Below are 15,486 nucleotides of genomic sequence, written 5' to 3' on the forward strand. Positions count from 1 at the left end.
CTGAAATAATGGTTAATGAATATGGATTTTTTTAGACTCGCGGATTGCAACTGGAACTGTTCTAAGTTTCCAGATTAGCCCAAGTGCTGAGAGTACTTTCAATCCGTAATAAGTGAGGTCAATCTCCCACCAGTAAAACCCCTGGTTTGCAGATGCTGGATAGTGATGATGGTTGTTGTGCCAGCCTTCGCCTAGTGTCAACAATGCAATCAGGAGGTTATTCCTGCTCTGGTCTTTAGTTGCATAGCGGCGTTTACCCCATACGTGTGCTAAAGAGTTGACGCTAAACGTGGCGTGATAAAGCACCACTGTCGAGATGACGAAACCCCAGATGAAAAGCTGCATACCGTTAGTGCCGAGACTAGGATGCGCAATGGCAAGCCAGTCGCCAAAGTGATAGATGCCAATACCCAACAGAATCGGCACGACACTATCGAAACGATCTAACAGGCGCAGTTCTACGAAAGCCGACAGTTCCTTGACCCTGTGTGTTTGCGTAGAAAAATTCCTGGACGCTAAAAACCAGCCAATATGGCTCCAAAAAAAACCATGCTGCAATGGAGAATGTGAATCTTTATGGTTATCCGAATATGCATGGTGATGGCGGTGATGAGAGGCCCACCAAAGCGGACCGCGCTGCACGGCAGTCGCCCCCATAACGGCCAGAATCAGCTGGAACGCCCGTGATGTATGGAAAGCCTTATGTGAAAAGTAGCGATGATAAAACCCTGTTACGGCAAACATTCGTACACCATAAAGTACAATGGCAAAGCAAAAAGCAAACCAGCTAAAGCCTACCCAGAACACAGCAAAGCAGGCAAGGTGAATTAGCACGAACGGGATTACCCGAAGCAAGTCAATGTCAGACCAATTGCCTTCTGCAACCGAAGAGTCAGCATGCACAACCTTATTGTCAAACCATGAGATTATTTTATTAAACATAATGCGTTCTATCTATTTTCGCGTTGATTGTGAGGGACTTTGCGCAGTTGCGTAATGTCGTAACCCATATCAGCAACTTTTTTCCTCAGAGTTGCATAGGCCTCATCGCTGATTTGGGGCGTTCTCGCCATAATCCATACATAGTCTCGGGCGTTTCTGGCGATAATGGTCTGTGTATATCCCTCATCCAGATGTGCTATCAGAAATTCCGATTTGATTGGCCAGATGAACTGCATGCCCCAGCGTGCATTTCCACTACCCTCAACAACAAATCCACGAGGCGTATAGGTCTTCATTTTTCCACCAAAACTGCCTTTGTTGAAAGTGAACGTCGTTGCAATGGTGCCATCAGCATCCAGTCTGTAAGTCTCGATCGCATTAAAAGACTCTGTTTCTATTACTGTCGGAATCGCTGCTATCACATACCATGCGCCCATGAATCTTGGGATATCCACTTGCGGTACCGTAGCTATCTGCGGTTTTTGATTGGTAGCACATGCGCCCAATAGGCTTGCGAATATCGTCATAATCAATAGATTCTTTAAGATTTGAATAGTCATTATATAAATTACCTGAGTTTGTAATTGATGGTATAGCCTTCAGGGGTAATCGACTTGAGGGCGACCCACTCCTGATTGTCAGCCCGATACCACAGGTCGATATTGAGTTTAGGTTTACCAGCAAGGCTGGCATCTAATTTATAGCGCAGAGCCTCAACTTTATTACCTTTCACATCAAGCATCTCGCTACCGATCCTGACGATCCTAGTGTCAAGCCATTCTGCATTCTGCGGATTGAGCAACTTCGTCTGTTCCAGTACCTTCTGGTTCCAGTAAGCGAAAGTCATCGGGCAACCTGGTAATACTTGCTTTGCCTTGCCGTCATTTACCACAAACTCACCGTCACTTGATTCACCCTTCACTCTAGTCGAGATATTGTTTTCTAAGGTGCTAGACTCAAGACTTTTGAGACAGCCGTCTTTCCAGTGCTCAACTGTGTTGTGGTTGTATTTGTAGGCGTTAATAAACAACACTTTTACATTGAATTTTGCCTGGCTGATAAGCTCGTTACCCTCACTCAATCTGAATGTATGCTGACCTATTCTGGTTTTATCCAGATAGACATCAAAGTTCCATTCCTTTGCGTACCCGATGTTGGGGATTATTACAGCCAGCAATAGCGGAAAAGTCTTCTTCATTTTTTTACCACCTTTAACTTGCCCGGAATGAAAGCGTTGGTTGACTTGATGTAGTCAACATATTCTGGACGGCGCACTGCGATGTCCTTTTCAAGCAAAGACACGCCGCTCACCTTCAGTAGCAGGAACGTCATCAGAACTGCCGAAGGAATCGCCCACCAAGCGCCGGCTGCCAGCGCAATCAGGTAGAAACCCCACCATACACAGCACTCACCGAAGTAATTAGGATGACGGCTGTAGCGCCAAACGCCTGTATTCAGCACATTGGACTTGTTCGCGGGATTGTGTTTGAACGCTATCAGCTGCCAGTCCGCTATGGTCTCCCAGATAAATCCAAAAGTAAAAACCGTAACACCTAACATGTCCAAGGTATTTATTGGCTTATCCGAACTTATAGCGCCTAGGATAGGCAGTGAGATCACCCAAGCCAGCATAGCCTGCAGCCCGAATATGATATAGATACTTTTAAGGGCAAAGCCTGGAGAATTATTCCTGCGTATTTCAGCATAGCGGTGATCTTCGTGCGGATCCCAGTTGCGCCATGTCAGATATACGAATAGTCGGACAGCCCATATAATCAACAGGGTCATCACAATCAGTGTTCTTGCTGTCAGCTCTACCGTTTGGCTCGCATAAGTGAACCCTGACAGCACAAAGAAAAGGCTCCACATACTGTCCACATGGGTGACGTTGTTACGGTACAGGCTGAAAACCCAGCCTAAGAAACCAAAGGCAAGCATAATGTACAGGCCATTCAGATATGCATACCAATTCATCATGCACGCTCCACTTTAAATCCATTCAGATGACTGGCAAGATGTAAAAGTAGCGGTGTGATGACAGCCCAACCAACAGCGAGCGCGATATAGGAGGTATTTCCATCTAATGAAACTGCGCCGATCTTCTCGGCACCTAGATAAGCCAATGGACCACCTGCAGCACCAAATAGCACAGAGATCATATATCGCTGCTGCATCCATGCCAGGCTTAAATTCAGTGTAGAAGCAAAGCTTCCCCACAGCGCTAGTATCCATACGGGAACAAGTGAGGTGCTCCAGCCGTGCTGCTGATACTCTACCCATTTCATTGAAAGCATTGTCTGGTCGAAACCGGCACCTATCAACAAGGCAGCAACAATCAGCAATAGCTCAGTCATAGCGCGTTTAGCTTTGAACAGATGCCAGCCAAGCACAACAATCGTGACAGTAACGCCAAGCCATGGCAACCCTTTAGCTGCACCAGCAACACAAGCCAGCCAAGCCATCTGAAATAGAATAAAATTAGTTAACAGCATAAGTCATAGTCGACGTTCGAACTGGTAATGGGTGACCCACCATTCCTGTCCATGCTTATAACCAAACAGCTCCGCACATGCCATGTAGAATATACGCCAGCGGTTACGCCACTTCTCTGCGCTTTCAAGTCCATATGTTTCTTTAAGAATTGCATCAATCTCTTCGCGATGCTTATCCATATTTTCGAGCCAGGCATTAGCGGTTTTTTCGTAATGGGTACCGTCCCAGCGCCAGCGTTTTGAAAGCTTCAGGTCATCCTGAAAGTGCAGGGGAAGATCATCGCTTGGCATCATTCCACCTGAAAAGAAGAACTGACTCATCCAGTCATCGTCACCCTGAACTTCGAAGAAGTAAGGTGTATTACGATGCACAAAAATATGCATCATGAACTTGCCGCTGGGTGCTAACCAATCATGAATCCTCTTATATAACACCTTGTAATTACGCATATGTTCAAACATCTCTACCGATACCACGCGGTCAAACTGAGAGTCGATATCGTAATCTGCAGGATTGAATTTATTCATGTCACAAGTGATCACGCGTACATTTGTCAAGCCGCGCGTTTTTGCCATTGCCATGATATGCTCACGCTGCGAGTTGGAGTTTGACACAGCTGTAATGGTGCTGCCCGGATAGCGCTCCGCCATCCATAAGGTCAGCGAACCCCAGCCACAGCCTAGTTCAAGCACATTCTGCCCATTTTTGAGATCTGCATGTTCACAGGTCAGAGCAAGTGCGTTCGCTTCAGCCTCATCCAGAGTTTCGGTTTCCGGAAGCCAGAAGCAGCTGCTGTATTTCCTGTGAACACCAAGGCACAACTCGAAGAATTTTGTCGGCAATTCGTAGTGCTGCGCATTTGCAAGTTCCGGCACCAATGCAATTGGTGCGTTATTCATTGCTGATACGAATGCGCTTAGTCTTTCAATACCCTTTTCACAATTGTCTGCATGAATCTCCTGAAGACGTTTTTCAGATAGATTGCTGATCCCTTGCCGGATAAGATAGTCAGGAATTAAACTTTTTTCTGCCAACTGTATGGCTAGGCTGGTGAGCTGCATTCTTACCCTTTTTTGTTTTTTAAGATTAGTATCTTGGTTACTGATTAAATATATTCGAGATAGTTTCTTTTTTTTATTAAATTATTAGGATTTCGGCTCTGAACTTCTGTTGCTAAGTTCGAAGAAAATCTATTCAATAAGCTTTGAATCACTTAAGCTTAATGCAGATTGATAGGTAAGATTGCTATTGCCACATACAAATATGGGTATATCTCAGCTAGAGCATTGGAATGGAAAACATAACCGTCCCTAAAGGACTACACATTAGTTCTCATTGATACTACTTTTAAGAATGCATCGCCATGCCAGACCAGACCATTACAATAGATAATCTAGCGGTGTTTTAACTTTAGGCAAAGCACTGCGCAGGCTAATACAAATGTTACGATGTTTGCCAAGATGATGGGCCAGCTAACAATCATTACGCCATAAACTATCCAACCCATTACCCCCAAGCTAAATATACTGTACATAGGCAACGAAACCCCTGATAAATCACGTGTCTTCCATGAATGAAGTGCCTGTGGCACAAATGCAAGGGTGGTTAGAAATGCGGAGAAATAACCAATAAGATTAGTCGTATTCATGTCTGTTTACTCGTAATATTAAGTAATAATCCACATTAGCTTACTAACGTCTTATCACCGTTGTGGAAGGTTATCCAGTCGGTATGGATTTTGTCCCAATCCTGAAGTGCTAAACCATGTAAGGTAAACAATTCGCGCACCTGATGTGAATCCCATTTAAGAACATCTTCAAGAATTGGCACTAACACACTGACCGCATTGTTGCTAAGAACTGTTCGGTGCGCAATGCGGCCGATGGATTTTGTTTCCGACACGGCGATGGTATGACCGTCTCGGCTATTCACATCGTGCATGACATAGAGATCAGAACTTCCATCCCCGATATAAATTACCCGGTCAGAACTCATTTGATGTTTAAGTTCTAATTCCTGCAGCACTACAACCTTACCATTACCTGCCGGTACGCGTAGAATCGAGCAAATCTCGCCCGTTTCAGTATCGAATTCGAATTCTGAACCAAATATATTCTCTGGTGGGACGATGCCTTCAAGCGCTGAGCGCACCACTTCACGTGGGCCAGCAGATATCACAAAGAATTGAAAGCTGGAACCATCCAAGCCGTCACTCAATATTTCCGCAAATAACTGCACATTGTCTTTTAGACGGACACGTTTGCCTGTTTCAATCAGGTGTTCAAGACGGACACCGCGAAATGCAGGATCATGCCGCAACAAATATGCAAGTTCGGCGCCCTGTTGAACGAGGTTTGACTGAGCAAGTCCTTTAACCTTATCTTCAAAATCAGCAATACCAAGCATTTCGGCCAGCACCAAACCTGAGTCATTAAAGCTCAGCGTCTGATCGAAGTCACTGGCTACAAGATAGTCAATTGTTGTGTCGGACTTGTTAGTGATAATCTTCATAACAGATATACTCCATTTGCCAATGCTGCCCAATGTGTAACAAAGTACTATCAAATAAGGTTTTCATTTTGTACATTCCCAATAATGATTAAGATTTAACTCATGCACTGTCCCTTAATTAAACAGCATAAGCCGTGCCAATTACAATTTTGTGGCATACAATTAAATTAATTGGATGAGAAACCTAAAGGAATGGTCTAGAGACTGCCCTATCAGACCAGGGGATATTTTATTTTTGAGAAATAATAGGCGCCGATTATGCCTGTTTGATGTGCGCAATGTATTAAAACAGTGCGTTATTCAACTTTCTTGTATTTAATATGCTATCAATTTAGGCGATTCCGCAATTGAGTCAATCGTCATCGCCTACGATTGCAACTTCGGCAGGGTTAAGCCCTATATCATCTAAAGCATATACATCAACTTGTTAAGAAATTTCGAATTTATAGGGATTCTTTGAGGTAATTACGCCAGTTGCCGTATCGAGATATATCAACCGCATCTAGCGTGGCATAAGCCTCGCACATAAATCCCTGCACTAAGCTACCATCTGCCAATTTTAGAGTACCAAAACCCAATGGCGCTGGTATGCTCGCTACAAATTCCCCATAATTTTTTAGTGGTATTTGCCAAATCTCTAACCCTATTGCGCTACCATTTTCAACGACTCTCAACAAGCCTGGGCGCGGTGGTATAAAGCCGTTTAATTTGAATAGCTTGTAGTCTGGTGATGTTTGCGTAGCTTCCATAAACTTGCCGTCTAGCGCAGTAAGCTGAGGATTAAGAGGTAAATCTTTCATATGAGCGCCACAGACAGCGACTTTTATATGATTTTCGTCGATTATATTTTCAGTCGTCATGATGATTATTTTTCCAGTTATAAACGGTTGGCTAAATTTAGCAGTGCATCATCACTAAAAGCCGGTGCGCAGATAGTCACGCCAAAACCTAAGCCATTACTTTGAAAACCCATAGGCACAGCAACTGCTGTCAGGTCTAGTAAGTTCATAAAATTAGTGTAGTAACCCAAATTGGTGTTTGTTTGAATTGGATTATCTTCAACTTCTGCAATGGTATAAATTGTGCCAGCTGTAGGTGTGATGATTATATCTACGTTACTCCAGACTGCCTCTGCTTTGCGTTGTAACGCTTTTAACTTATAAAGTGCGGTATAAGTATCAGCCGCACTGAATTTTTCCGCATTACCGATAATTTGTTTGGTAACAGGAAATATGGCTTCCGGTTTCGAATCAAAGAACTCCCGAATGGCTGCATAACGTTCAGCAACCCATGGCCCTTCATATAAAAGCTGTGCCGTCTCTAAAAATGGTGAGAAATCTATTTCAATAGCTTTTCCACCAATTTTTTCTATTTTTTGAATGGCCTGCTTAAACAAAATTGGTGTTTCAGAATTACCGAAAAACGCTAGCTGTTCCGGTTTAGGTACGCCAAATATAAAATGATTTCCTAAGTTTGACATTACATTGGCAGGTGTTTGACGAGAATAAGCGTCATCAGCATCAAAACCTTGTGCACTTTGCAGCACCAACAAGGCATCATCCGAGCTCTTAGCAAATATTGATACACAATCTAACGTGCGACATGCTGGCACAACGCCTAAAGTGCTCAATAATCCGCATGTTGGTTTATGCCCAACCAGGTTATTAAAAGCTGCAGGCACACGGCCGGAACCAGCAGTATCTGTGCCCAAGCTAAAACTAGCCATGCCTAACGCTACTGAAACTGCAGATCCTGCACTTGATCCACCGGAAATATATTCTGGGTTAATACTGTTTTTACAAGCGCCATAAGGAGAACGAGTACCGACTAAGCCAGTAGCGAACTGATCCAGATTAGTTTTTCCGATGGGAATAGCGCCTGCATCAATCAATTTCTGCACTACAGTGGCACTTTTCGTCGGGGTGTATGCGTATTCTGCGCAGCCTGCAGTTGTTGGAATACCCGCTAAGTCAATATTATCTTTAATCGCAAATGGGATACCATACAAAGGGAAGTTAGCAGGGTCTTTGCCTTCAAGTTGTTGTGTATATAAAAGCAACTCATTCAGATTTAAGCGCCGTATCCAAATGTGGTGGCTATCTTCAGTGCCAATTTCTGCATCGAGTTGCTTTACCAGCTCGGTAGGTGTGAGCGCACGAGAAATATACAGGTTACGAAGATGAGAGATTAGTAAGTTCATATTTTTATTCCTCTGCTATGACGATTAGATTCTGACCGACCGTGACAGCCATCCCTTCACTGCATAAAATTTGTGCCACCTTGCCGTTACAACTGGCAGTTACTGCAATTTCCATTTTCATTGATTCAATAACTGCCACGACATCACCTTCTTTCACAAAGTCCCCCACTTTCAGTTTAATCTGCCAAAGGTTGCCTGCCACATGAGATCTGAATGCATAGCTGCCTGTAGGTATATCTAAAATATCATTCGCTACGGCTGATTCGGTTTCACTACTGTAATTGGCCTGACCTGTTGCAATCCAGCGCTCACGTTCTGCATCAAAAGCAGCCTGTTGTCCTATTTTAAATGCATCAATCGAACTGGCTTCATCAGTTAAGAATTGGTTATAGTCTTTTAGACGGAAAGTCTGCTCTTCAATATTGAGTTGAAACTTTCCATTTGGAAAATCTTCACGCATTTGCAACAACTCTTCAGCTTCTACCGGGTAAAAACGAATTTGATCGAAGAAACGTAATAGCCATGGTTTGCTGTCTTTAAAATCCTTAATCTGGCTTTCTGATCTTAATGAAGCCCAACGATTCCACATCTGTATGGTGCGTCCAACAAACTGATAGCCGCCAGGACCTTCCATGCCATACACACACATGTACGCTCCTCCTATACCCACTGCATTTTCAGGCGTCCAAGTACGTGCGGGGTTGTATTTGGTGGTAACTAGACGGTGGCGTGGATCTACTGGAGTAGCAACCGGTGCGCCTAGATAAACATCGCCTAGACCTAAAGTAAGATAGCTTGCGCTAAACACAATTTTCTTAACATCTTCAATACTATCTAAACCATTTATTCGGCGAATAAACTCGATATTACTAGCGTTACCAGATGAAAAGTCACACCACGGCGCATCTTTGCGCACAGACTGCATATATTTTTCAATCGCTAACTGAGTCGCCACATCATCCCAAGACAATGGTAAATGCACGATACGTGTTGGCACCTCCATCTCTTCAACGCTAGGTAACTCAGCTTCAGCTCGTTGCAAAATCTGTATGAGTCGATTAATAGGCAGTATCAGGCTGTCAAAATGTACTTGTAAGGAACGGATACCGGGCGTTAGATCAATAATGCCTTTTATATCTTCTGCTTGTAGCCACTGCATCAGTGCGTGCACACGAAAGCGTAAATTGAGGTCTAGCACCAGTTCACCATATTCAATTAGCAGATACTTATCGCCTGATTGACGATACACTACCTTGATCTGATTTGATGTTTCTGAAATTTCAGTCAGAATCGGACTGTGACTAATTACCTTTGTTTTAATAGCAACTTGCTCTCCAGCTAAATTGGCCGCTATTGCATTTTGTGCCTGTTCATAAGCACAGGCATCTTCTTGACTGACCTTTTTGAAGCGAATTGTATCGCCCGCCTTGAGTTGCCCCATTTTCCATAGTTCTGCCTGAATAATAGTCGCCGGGCATACAAAACCACCCAAACTCGGGCCGTCAGGGCCTAAAATTACAGGCATATCGCCGGTGAAATCAATTGCGCCGATTGCGTAAGCGTTATCATGAATATTTGAAGGATGTAGACCAGCCTCTCCGCCATCTTTACGTGCCCATTGTGGTTTGGGACCAATCAGCCTGACCCCTGTGGTATTGGAGTTGTAATGCACCTCCCAATCGGTAGAGAAGAACATTCCAATGTCGGCATCAGTAAAAAAATCTGGTGCGCCATGCGGGCCATATAACACGCCTATTTCCCATTGGCTGGCATAGTTTGGCTGCAATTTCTGCGGGAGTGATTTTGCAATGTATTCAGAGTTCGCTTGCTTAGTAAGATGTAGCACATCGCCAACCCGTAATGCTCTGCCGCCATGCCCGCCAAACTGACCTAAAGTAAACGTAGATTTACTGCCAAGATAATCTGGCACATCGAACCCACCTTGCACCGCTAAATAGGCACGACATCCTGCACCGTTAATCTTACCTAGTTTAAGGACGCCGCCTGCTTTAATCGCAAGCGATTGCCACAAGTTAATTAACTCACCATCCAGCGTGGCTTCGATAGGTGCACCAGTAATGGCAACTACAGAATCTGTATTAAATTTAAGTTTAGGGCCGATAAGTGTAATTTCTAACCCAGCAACACCTTCAGCATTGCCAACCAATTTGTTTGCAAAACGAAAAGCCAAATGATCCATCGGCCCTGATGGCGGCACGCCAACAGCCCAGTAGCCGATGCGGCCAGGATAGTCCTGTATGGTCGTCATCACCCCGCCGTCTTGTACATCAATCGTATGCGGCTTGTATTCAAAACCATTGAGGTAGCGGGTAATTTGCCTGCCTGCCGGAAAAACAGTATCTGCAAACACTTGGCGTAGATATTCCAAGTTGGTCTCAATGCCACTTAAATGCGTTTCTTCTAATGCAGTACGCATTTTAGCGACTGCGCTATCTCTATCTGCAGCATGGACCAGTATTTTGGCAATAAGCGGGTCGTAGAATGGTGAAACATCAGTACCCGTTTCTACCCAGCTATCGTTGCGCGCTGCAGATGAAAATTTAACCTCAGTGAGTACTCCGCTAGAAGGTTGAAAGTTTTTATTCGCATCTTCCGCGTAAATGCGTACTTGGATTGAATGTCCTTGGGGTTGGTGACGATAACCATCTAAAGCATCAGCTTCGCCCGCAGCGATGCGTATCATCCATTCCACTAAATCGACGCCAGTGACCAGTTCGGTCACGCCGTGTTCTACCTGTAACCGAGTATTTACTTCTAAAAAGTAAAACTCGCCTGAGGCATTATCGTATACAAACTCTACTGTTCCGGCTGACCGATAATGTAACGCACTGCCCAATTTAATGGCAGTTGCACATAATGCCTGACGAACTTCATCAGAAATATGCGGTGCTGGCGTTTCTTCTATCACTTTTTGATTACGCCGCTGCACAGAACAATCGCGCTCGCCCAGCGCAATGACTTTGCCTAAACCGTTACCAAAAATCTGTACTTCTATATGCCTTGCAGCTTGTACATATTTCTCTAAATAGAGGCCAGTTTCTTTAAAATTTGCGCGTGATAAGCGCTGTACCGATGCAAATGCAGCATCCAGTTCATCTACACTCCAGATGAGTTGCATGCCAATGCCACCGCCACCTGCTGTACTTTTCAACATCACTGGGTAGCCAATTTTTGTCGCTTGAGTATGCGCATCGGCGACATCGGCTAATAAGGCAGTTCCTGGTAACAACGGTACGCCATTTTTCTCGGCTAATTCTCGCGCTGTGTGCTTTAAGCCAAAGTCACGCATCTGCTTAACGGTTGGGCCAATAAAGGCAACCCCTGATGCCTCGCAAGCTTCAGCAAAGTCTGCATTTTCAGATAAAAATCCATAGCCGGGATGAATGGCTTCTGCACCAGTTTCAATCGCCACTTGCAGAATCTTGTCTGCATTCAGATAACTTTCAGCTGCCGGCGCCGGACCAATACAAATCGCTTCGTCAGCATCAAGTACATGGCGTGCGCCAGCATCAGCCTTTGAATAGACTGCCACAGACTGTATGCCCATTTTTTTTAAAGTGCGAATAACACGACAGGCAATCTCACCACGATTTGCAATTAGGATTTTTTTAAACATGATTATTTCTCAATGCGTTGCGAGCCGTCTCGCTTGTTTCAAGCTATAGCAGGTCGTCCTGCTATAGTTGCTAAACTTAAATAATTACCAATCAACAATAATTTACAACCAATCAATTCCAGACCAATCAATTCCAGACCAATAACTGGATAGGCGTGGGATTGTAGGCATTGCATGGGTTGTTGAGTTGCGGGCAATTTGAGATCAGCACCAATACATCCATTTCAGCGCGCATTTCAACATACTTGCCAGAGCCGGAAATGCCATCAGCAAAACTTAACCCGCCCTCTTCCGTCACAGGCACATTCATAAAAAAATTAATGTTGGCGCTAATGTCACGCTTGGTAATTTCAAGGTCACATACATGGGCTGAATGGCTAATCGCATGCATGAAGTTATCACGGCAGCTATGCATAGGGCGTTTAGCCAAGTCGTACCGTACCGTATTGCTTTCTGCGGCACAGGCACCGCCTAAAGTATCATGGCGACCACAAGTATCAGCGATAATGGTGAGCATTGGATTACCTTCGCTTGAATAAAGCACTGAACCAGTAGTGAGATAAATCTGCCCCTGGCGTTGGATGGTATCTGTCGCGCTATAGCGCTCTTCGGTATTGTTAGCGTTATAAAATAAGGTATCGACGGCCTGATTACCTTCTGAATCTAATATGCGAAATGTCTGACCTTTTTTAACTAACCCAGACCACGGCTCGCCTGCCGCACAGATTTCATTGATAACAGCCTGATCAATTTTAAGTTTGCTTTCAGTTAACATGCTTAACTCCTAATTGGCGAAATAACGCTCTGTGTTAATAAAACCACGCTGATTCTGTTCACACGAATTGCGGCAAACATCATTATCAGTGGCTACACCAGCACGCCATGCGGTGAGCATGACATTACCCGGCGAGTAAGTCTTTGCAGTATCTAAAGGGTGTGGCGCAGTGGATAGCACCACTAAAACATTCATATCAAAGCGCAAATCCACTGCATTGCCAGCCTTGCTGTTGCCTGACTTAAAAGTTAACAAACCATCATTATTCGCACTGACTTTGCTAAAGAGATTCACATTGGCAACCATATCAGGCTTACCTAAACCGTATTTTGCCAATTCAACCAGTAGGCCATCTTTTGCATTGCGGTACATCTTATTTCGATGGGTTTGGTAATTGGCAACACCATATTTTTTTTCGATTAAATCAGCATCTGAAAGACCGCATATCGTGTCGTGCCAGCCTGTGTCATCGTGAACAAATGAGCACATCACCCGTCCCATATCCGAATAACACACATTGCCTGTGGTTAGAAATGCTGTGTGCTGCGCTTTTAAAGTGTCTGGCATGTTGTAGCGCTCTAGCTTTTCTTCCATGTTGTAAAACAAGAGTGAAACATTGGCGCCGCCTTGTAAATCAGTAAATCTTAACGCGCTACCACGGCGCATGGCGCCAGACCAATGATGACCACCTGGCACGGTTTCTTCCCATAGTATTTTTGTTGGATCAAAAATTGTCATAGTATTTTTTAATTACTTTCTTTTTTTATGAATTTCATTTAACACCTAAAACATATAGCTATAGCGGTCAATTTCCCATTGGCTTACGGTTAGGTGGTAAGTTTCCCATTCTTCCGTTTTATATTTTATAAACTCGTCGCTGAGCTCTTTACCTAATGTTTTTTCGACCAGCGGGTCAGCAGCAAATGCTGCAACAGCTTCTTGCAAAGTTTGTGGTAAAAATTTAATGCCTCTGGTACTGCGTTGCGCTTCGTTCATATCATAAAGATTGTCTTCATTTGGCTTACCCGGGTCTAATCCTTCACGAATCCCTTCTAATCCAGCAGCCAAAGCCAAGGTGGCTGCCAGGTATGGATTAACTGCGCCATCAGCATTACGTGATTCGCAGCGCCCACCACCCATAGGCACGCGCACTGAATTAGTACGATTATTAGAGCCATAAGAGTTAAACACAGGTGCCCAGCTGAAATAGCTCATTGCACCGCGGCGGACGAGTCGCTTATAGCTGTTTACGGTTGGCGCAAATGCTGCACATAATGCAGGCCCATGTTTTAAAATACCGGCAATAAACTGGTAACCTAAAGTTGTCAGACCAAGTCCGCGAGGATCATCTTTGGGGTCACAAGCAAATAAGTTTTCTCCTTTTTTTAAATCATAGAGTGACATATTAAAGTGCGCGCCCGTACCTGTTTTATTTGCGAATGGTTTAGGCATCATAGTGGCGACTAGCCCATCTTCTTTTGCGTAATGTTTAGCCATATAACGAAAGAAAATCAATCGGTCGCACATGGTAAGCGCATCGCTGTAATTAAAATCAAACTCAAATTGGCTATTAGCATCTTCATGGTCAAATGAATATAAATCCCAGCCTAAACCGTTAATCGCTGTAGCCATCTTATCCAGCCAGGCAAAATTATCCATAAAGCCACGCACGTCATAACAGGCTTTATCAAGCTTATCGTCTGGGTTAGGTACACTCAAACTACCATCAGTATTTTGTTTTAATAAATAGATTTCGCACTCAATCCCTAGATTCATGCCGAACCCCATTTCGGCAGCCTGTGCTAAAACATTTTTCAACGCCACACGCGTATTGAGTGGGTATGGATTACCCTGAAAATGATTATCTGCTGGCATCCACGCTACTTTAGGTTCCCAAGGCAATTGAATGATATGGTCTAAATCTGGCACAGAATTTAGCTCGTCATCACTGGGTGCTTGCCCCAAGCCATCAAGCGCATAGCCCGTATAGCGCTCAGAGCCTGCAGCCATCTGCGGCAAATGGTCTATCGGTACGACTTTGGCTTTAGGGATACCGTGAATATCTACATAAGCGCCTATACAGTATTTAACGCCTTGGTCTTGCAGTTTTTGTTGAATTGCGGCAATTTCTTTTGCTGTTTTCATTCGTCACTCTTTTCTAAAGGCTCATAATTGGAAAAATAAGAGTTTGGTAAAGGCGGTTTTTCTTTTAAACCCTTGTGAATCAATTCACTCAGGTCTTCAACCATCCACTGAAACCATTGCTGCCCTTTTTCGGCAGTTGAAATACTGGGCATGCCTGTTACGCCGTTAGTACTGGTACGATTCACCGGATGCGAAAACACCAATCCATCCGTACGGTCTGGATCATCAGCAGTTGACAGCAACTCACCTCGAACCATATGCGGTGCTGTGGCGAGCATGAGCGATGTCTCGGCGTCGTTGGCGTGCCAGTCATCGCCGTCGGCATGGTGGAACTCCTTAACGCGTTCGCTAATGTGGGCAGAGTTAAATACGGCAACCATCATGTCATCATGCTCAGCCCGTAACATTTCCAAAGCACAACGCAACGGCGCAGCGTTAGTTACATGGGTATTCACAATAAACAAACGGCGAATACCGCTGTGATAAGCCCAATCGCCAATGTCTTTAATTAAGTGAATGAGTGTGATGGGCTGAACAGCCAAAGTGCCAGGCCATCGACGGCTATGGCCTATAGAGCAGCCATATGGCATGGTAGGCAACATGGGTACATGGGTCTGCTGTGAGACTGCATTACACAAAATGTCTGCCAACACATAATCCATACCGCACCCCATGTGCGGACCATGTTGCTCGGTAGCACCAATCGGCAAGATGGCAGCTTGATTAGAAGCTGAAATTTTGTCAGGCAATTCCGCCCATGTAAGTTGTGACCAGAACATAGTT

General features: G+C 44.4%; 15 protein-coding genes. All 15 read right to left on the bottom strand.

What is annotated here, in order from left to right:
- Nucleotides 1-12: 12 nt before the first annotated feature.
- Nucleotides 13-942, bottom strand: a complete 930-nt coding sequence (locus Q8J82_RS08150) for an acyl-CoA desaturase (protein ID WP_304909175.1) — start codon at nt 940-942, stop codon at nt 13-15.
- 8 nt (nt 943-950) lie between these two features.
- Nucleotides 951-1,502, bottom strand: coding sequence for a lipocalin family protein (locus Q8J82_RS08155; protein ID WP_304909176.1), 552 nt, complete (start codon nt 1,500-1,502; stop codon nt 951-953).
- Between the two features lie 8 nt (nt 1,503-1,510).
- Nucleotides 1,511-2,140 carry a DUF6134 family protein gene (locus Q8J82_RS08160; RefSeq protein WP_304909177.1) on the bottom strand — a complete coding sequence of 210 codons (630 nt, stop codon included), beginning with the start codon at nt 2,138-2,140 and terminating at the stop codon, nt 1,511-1,513.
- A complete protein-coding gene (locus Q8J82_RS08165; protein WP_305326213.1) occupies nt 2,137-2,919 on the bottom strand; it encodes a DUF1295 domain-containing protein in 783 nt (260 codons plus the stop codon). Before Q8J82_RS08165 ends, Q8J82_RS08160 begins: the two co-directional genes overlap by 4 nt.
- Entirely contained in the window at nt 2,916-3,434 is a 519-nt protein-coding gene (locus Q8J82_RS08170) for a DUF2878 domain-containing protein (protein ID WP_305326212.1), read from the bottom strand. Before Q8J82_RS08170 ends, Q8J82_RS08165 begins: the two co-directional genes overlap by 4 nt.
- A 3-nt stretch (nt 3,435-3,437) precedes the next feature.
- The gene (locus Q8J82_RS08175; protein ID WP_305326211.1) at nt 3,438-4,496 is read right to left on the bottom strand and encodes a cyclopropane-fatty-acyl-phospholipid synthase family protein; all 1,059 of its coding nucleotides are present in this window, start codon (nt 4,494-4,496) and stop codon (nt 3,438-3,440) included.
- Nucleotides 4,497-4,828: 332 nt separating this feature from the next.
- Nucleotides 4,829-5,083 (bottom strand): SemiSWEET transporter, encoded by a 255-nt coding sequence (locus Q8J82_RS08180; RefSeq protein ID WP_304892199.1) that lies wholly within the window; start codon nt 5,081-5,083, stop codon nt 4,829-4,831.
- A 35-nt stretch (nt 5,084-5,118) separates the two neighbouring features.
- Complete coding sequence (locus Q8J82_RS08185; protein WP_305252858.1) at nt 5,119-5,946, bottom strand: HAD-IB family phosphatase; 828 nt, start codon at nt 5,944-5,946, stop codon at nt 5,119-5,121.
- A gap of 443 nt (nt 5,947-6,389) precedes the next feature.
- Nucleotides 6,390-6,746 (bottom strand): amidase, encoded by a 357-nt coding sequence (locus Q8J82_RS08190; RefSeq protein WP_304908982.1) that lies wholly within the window; start codon nt 6,744-6,746, stop codon nt 6,390-6,392.
- 77 nt (nt 6,747-6,823) lie between these two features.
- Nucleotides 6,824-8,146, bottom strand: a complete 1,323-nt coding sequence (gene atzF, locus Q8J82_RS08195; RefSeq protein ID WP_304891505.1) for an allophanate hydrolase — start codon at nt 8,144-8,146, stop codon at nt 6,824-6,826.
- 4 nt (nt 8,147-8,150) lie between these two features.
- Nucleotides 8,151-11,783: an urea carboxylase gene (gene uca, locus Q8J82_RS08200; RefSeq protein WP_305328100.1), complete on the bottom strand. Its 3,633-nt coding sequence runs from the start codon at nt 11,781-11,783 to the stop codon at nt 8,151-8,153.
- Between the two features lie 127 nt (nt 11,784-11,910).
- Nucleotides 11,911-12,558, bottom strand: a complete 648-nt coding sequence (locus Q8J82_RS08205) for an urea amidolyase associated protein UAAP2 (protein WP_304891361.1) — start codon at nt 12,556-12,558, stop codon at nt 11,911-11,913.
- Nucleotides 12,559-12,567: 9 nt separating this feature from the next.
- The gene (locus Q8J82_RS08210) at nt 12,568-13,296 is read right to left on the bottom strand and encodes an urea amidolyase associated protein UAAP1 (RefSeq protein WP_304908657.1); all 729 of its coding nucleotides are present in this window, start codon (nt 13,294-13,296) and stop codon (nt 12,568-12,570) included.
- Between the two features lie 45 nt (nt 13,297-13,341).
- Nucleotides 13,342-14,703, bottom strand: a complete 1,362-nt coding sequence (glnT, locus tag Q8J82_RS08215) for a type III glutamate--ammonia ligase (protein ID WP_304908658.1) — start codon at nt 14,701-14,703, stop codon at nt 13,342-13,344.
- Nucleotides 14,700-15,482: a creatininase family protein gene (locus Q8J82_RS08220; protein WP_305328101.1), complete on the bottom strand. Its 783-nt coding sequence runs from the start codon at nt 15,480-15,482 to the stop codon at nt 14,700-14,702. The genes glnT and Q8J82_RS08220 overlap by 4 nt, the downstream gene beginning before the upstream one ends.
- Between the last annotated feature and the right edge of the window lie 4 nt (nt 15,483-15,486).

It is taken from the genome of Methylotenera sp. (genome assembly GCF_030684185.1).
Taxonomy (GTDB): Bacteria; Pseudomonadota; Gammaproteobacteria; order Burkholderiales; family Methylophilaceae; genus Methylotenera.

Bases quoted from the DNA above. Each gene is read 5' to 3' on its own strand.
- Q8J82_RS08220 (WP_305328101.1), bottom strand. From the start codon at position 15,482: ATGTTCTGGTCACAACTTACATGGGCGGAATTGCCTGACAAAATTTCA.
- glnT (WP_304908658.1), bottom strand. From the start codon at position 14,703: ATGAAAACAGCAAAAGAAATTGCCGCAATTCAACAAAAACTGCAAGAC.
- uca (WP_305328100.1), bottom strand. From the start codon at position 11,783: ATGTTTAAAAAAATCCTAATTGCAAATCGTGGTGAGATTGCCTGTCGT.
- Q8J82_RS08190 (WP_304908982.1), bottom strand. From the start codon at position 6,746: ATGAAAGATTTACCTCTTAATCCTCAGCTTACTGCGCTAGACGGCAAG.
- Q8J82_RS08205 (WP_304891361.1), bottom strand. From the start codon at position 12,558: ATGTTAACTGAAAGCAAACTTAAAATTGATCAGGCTGTTATCAATGAA.
- Q8J82_RS08180 (WP_304892199.1), bottom strand. From the start codon at position 5,083: ATGAATACGACTAATCTTATTGGTTATTTCTCCGCATTTCTAACCACC.
- atzF (WP_304891505.1), bottom strand. From the start codon at position 8,146: ATGAACTTACTAATCTCTCATCTTCGTAACCTGTATATTTCTCGTGCG.
- Q8J82_RS08160 (WP_304909177.1), bottom strand. From the start codon at position 2,140: ATGAAGAAGACTTTTCCGCTATTGCTGGCTGTAATAATCCCCAACATC.
- Q8J82_RS08175 (WP_305326211.1), bottom strand. From the start codon at position 4,496: ATGCAGCTCACCAGCCTAGCCATACAGTTGGCAGAAAAAAGTTTAATT.
- Q8J82_RS08150 (WP_304909175.1), bottom strand. From the start codon at position 942: ATGTTTAATAAAATAATCTCATGGTTTGACAATAAGGTTGTGCATGCT.
- Q8J82_RS08165 (WP_305326213.1), bottom strand. From the start codon at position 2,919: ATGATGAATTGGTATGCATATCTGAATGGCCTGTACATTATGCTTGCC.
- Q8J82_RS08185 (WP_305252858.1), bottom strand. From the start codon at position 5,946: ATGAAGATTATCACTAACAAGTCCGACACAACAATTGACTATCTTGTA.
- Q8J82_RS08155 (WP_304909176.1), bottom strand. From the start codon at position 1,502: ATGACTATTCAAATCTTAAAGAATCTATTGATTATGACGATATTCGCA.
- Q8J82_RS08210 (WP_304908657.1), bottom strand. From the start codon at position 13,296: ATGACAATTTTTGATCCAACAAAAATACTATGGGAAGAAACCGTGCCA.
- Q8J82_RS08170 (WP_305326212.1), bottom strand. From the start codon at position 3,434: ATGCTGTTAACTAATTTTATTCTATTTCAGATGGCTTGGCTGGCTTGT.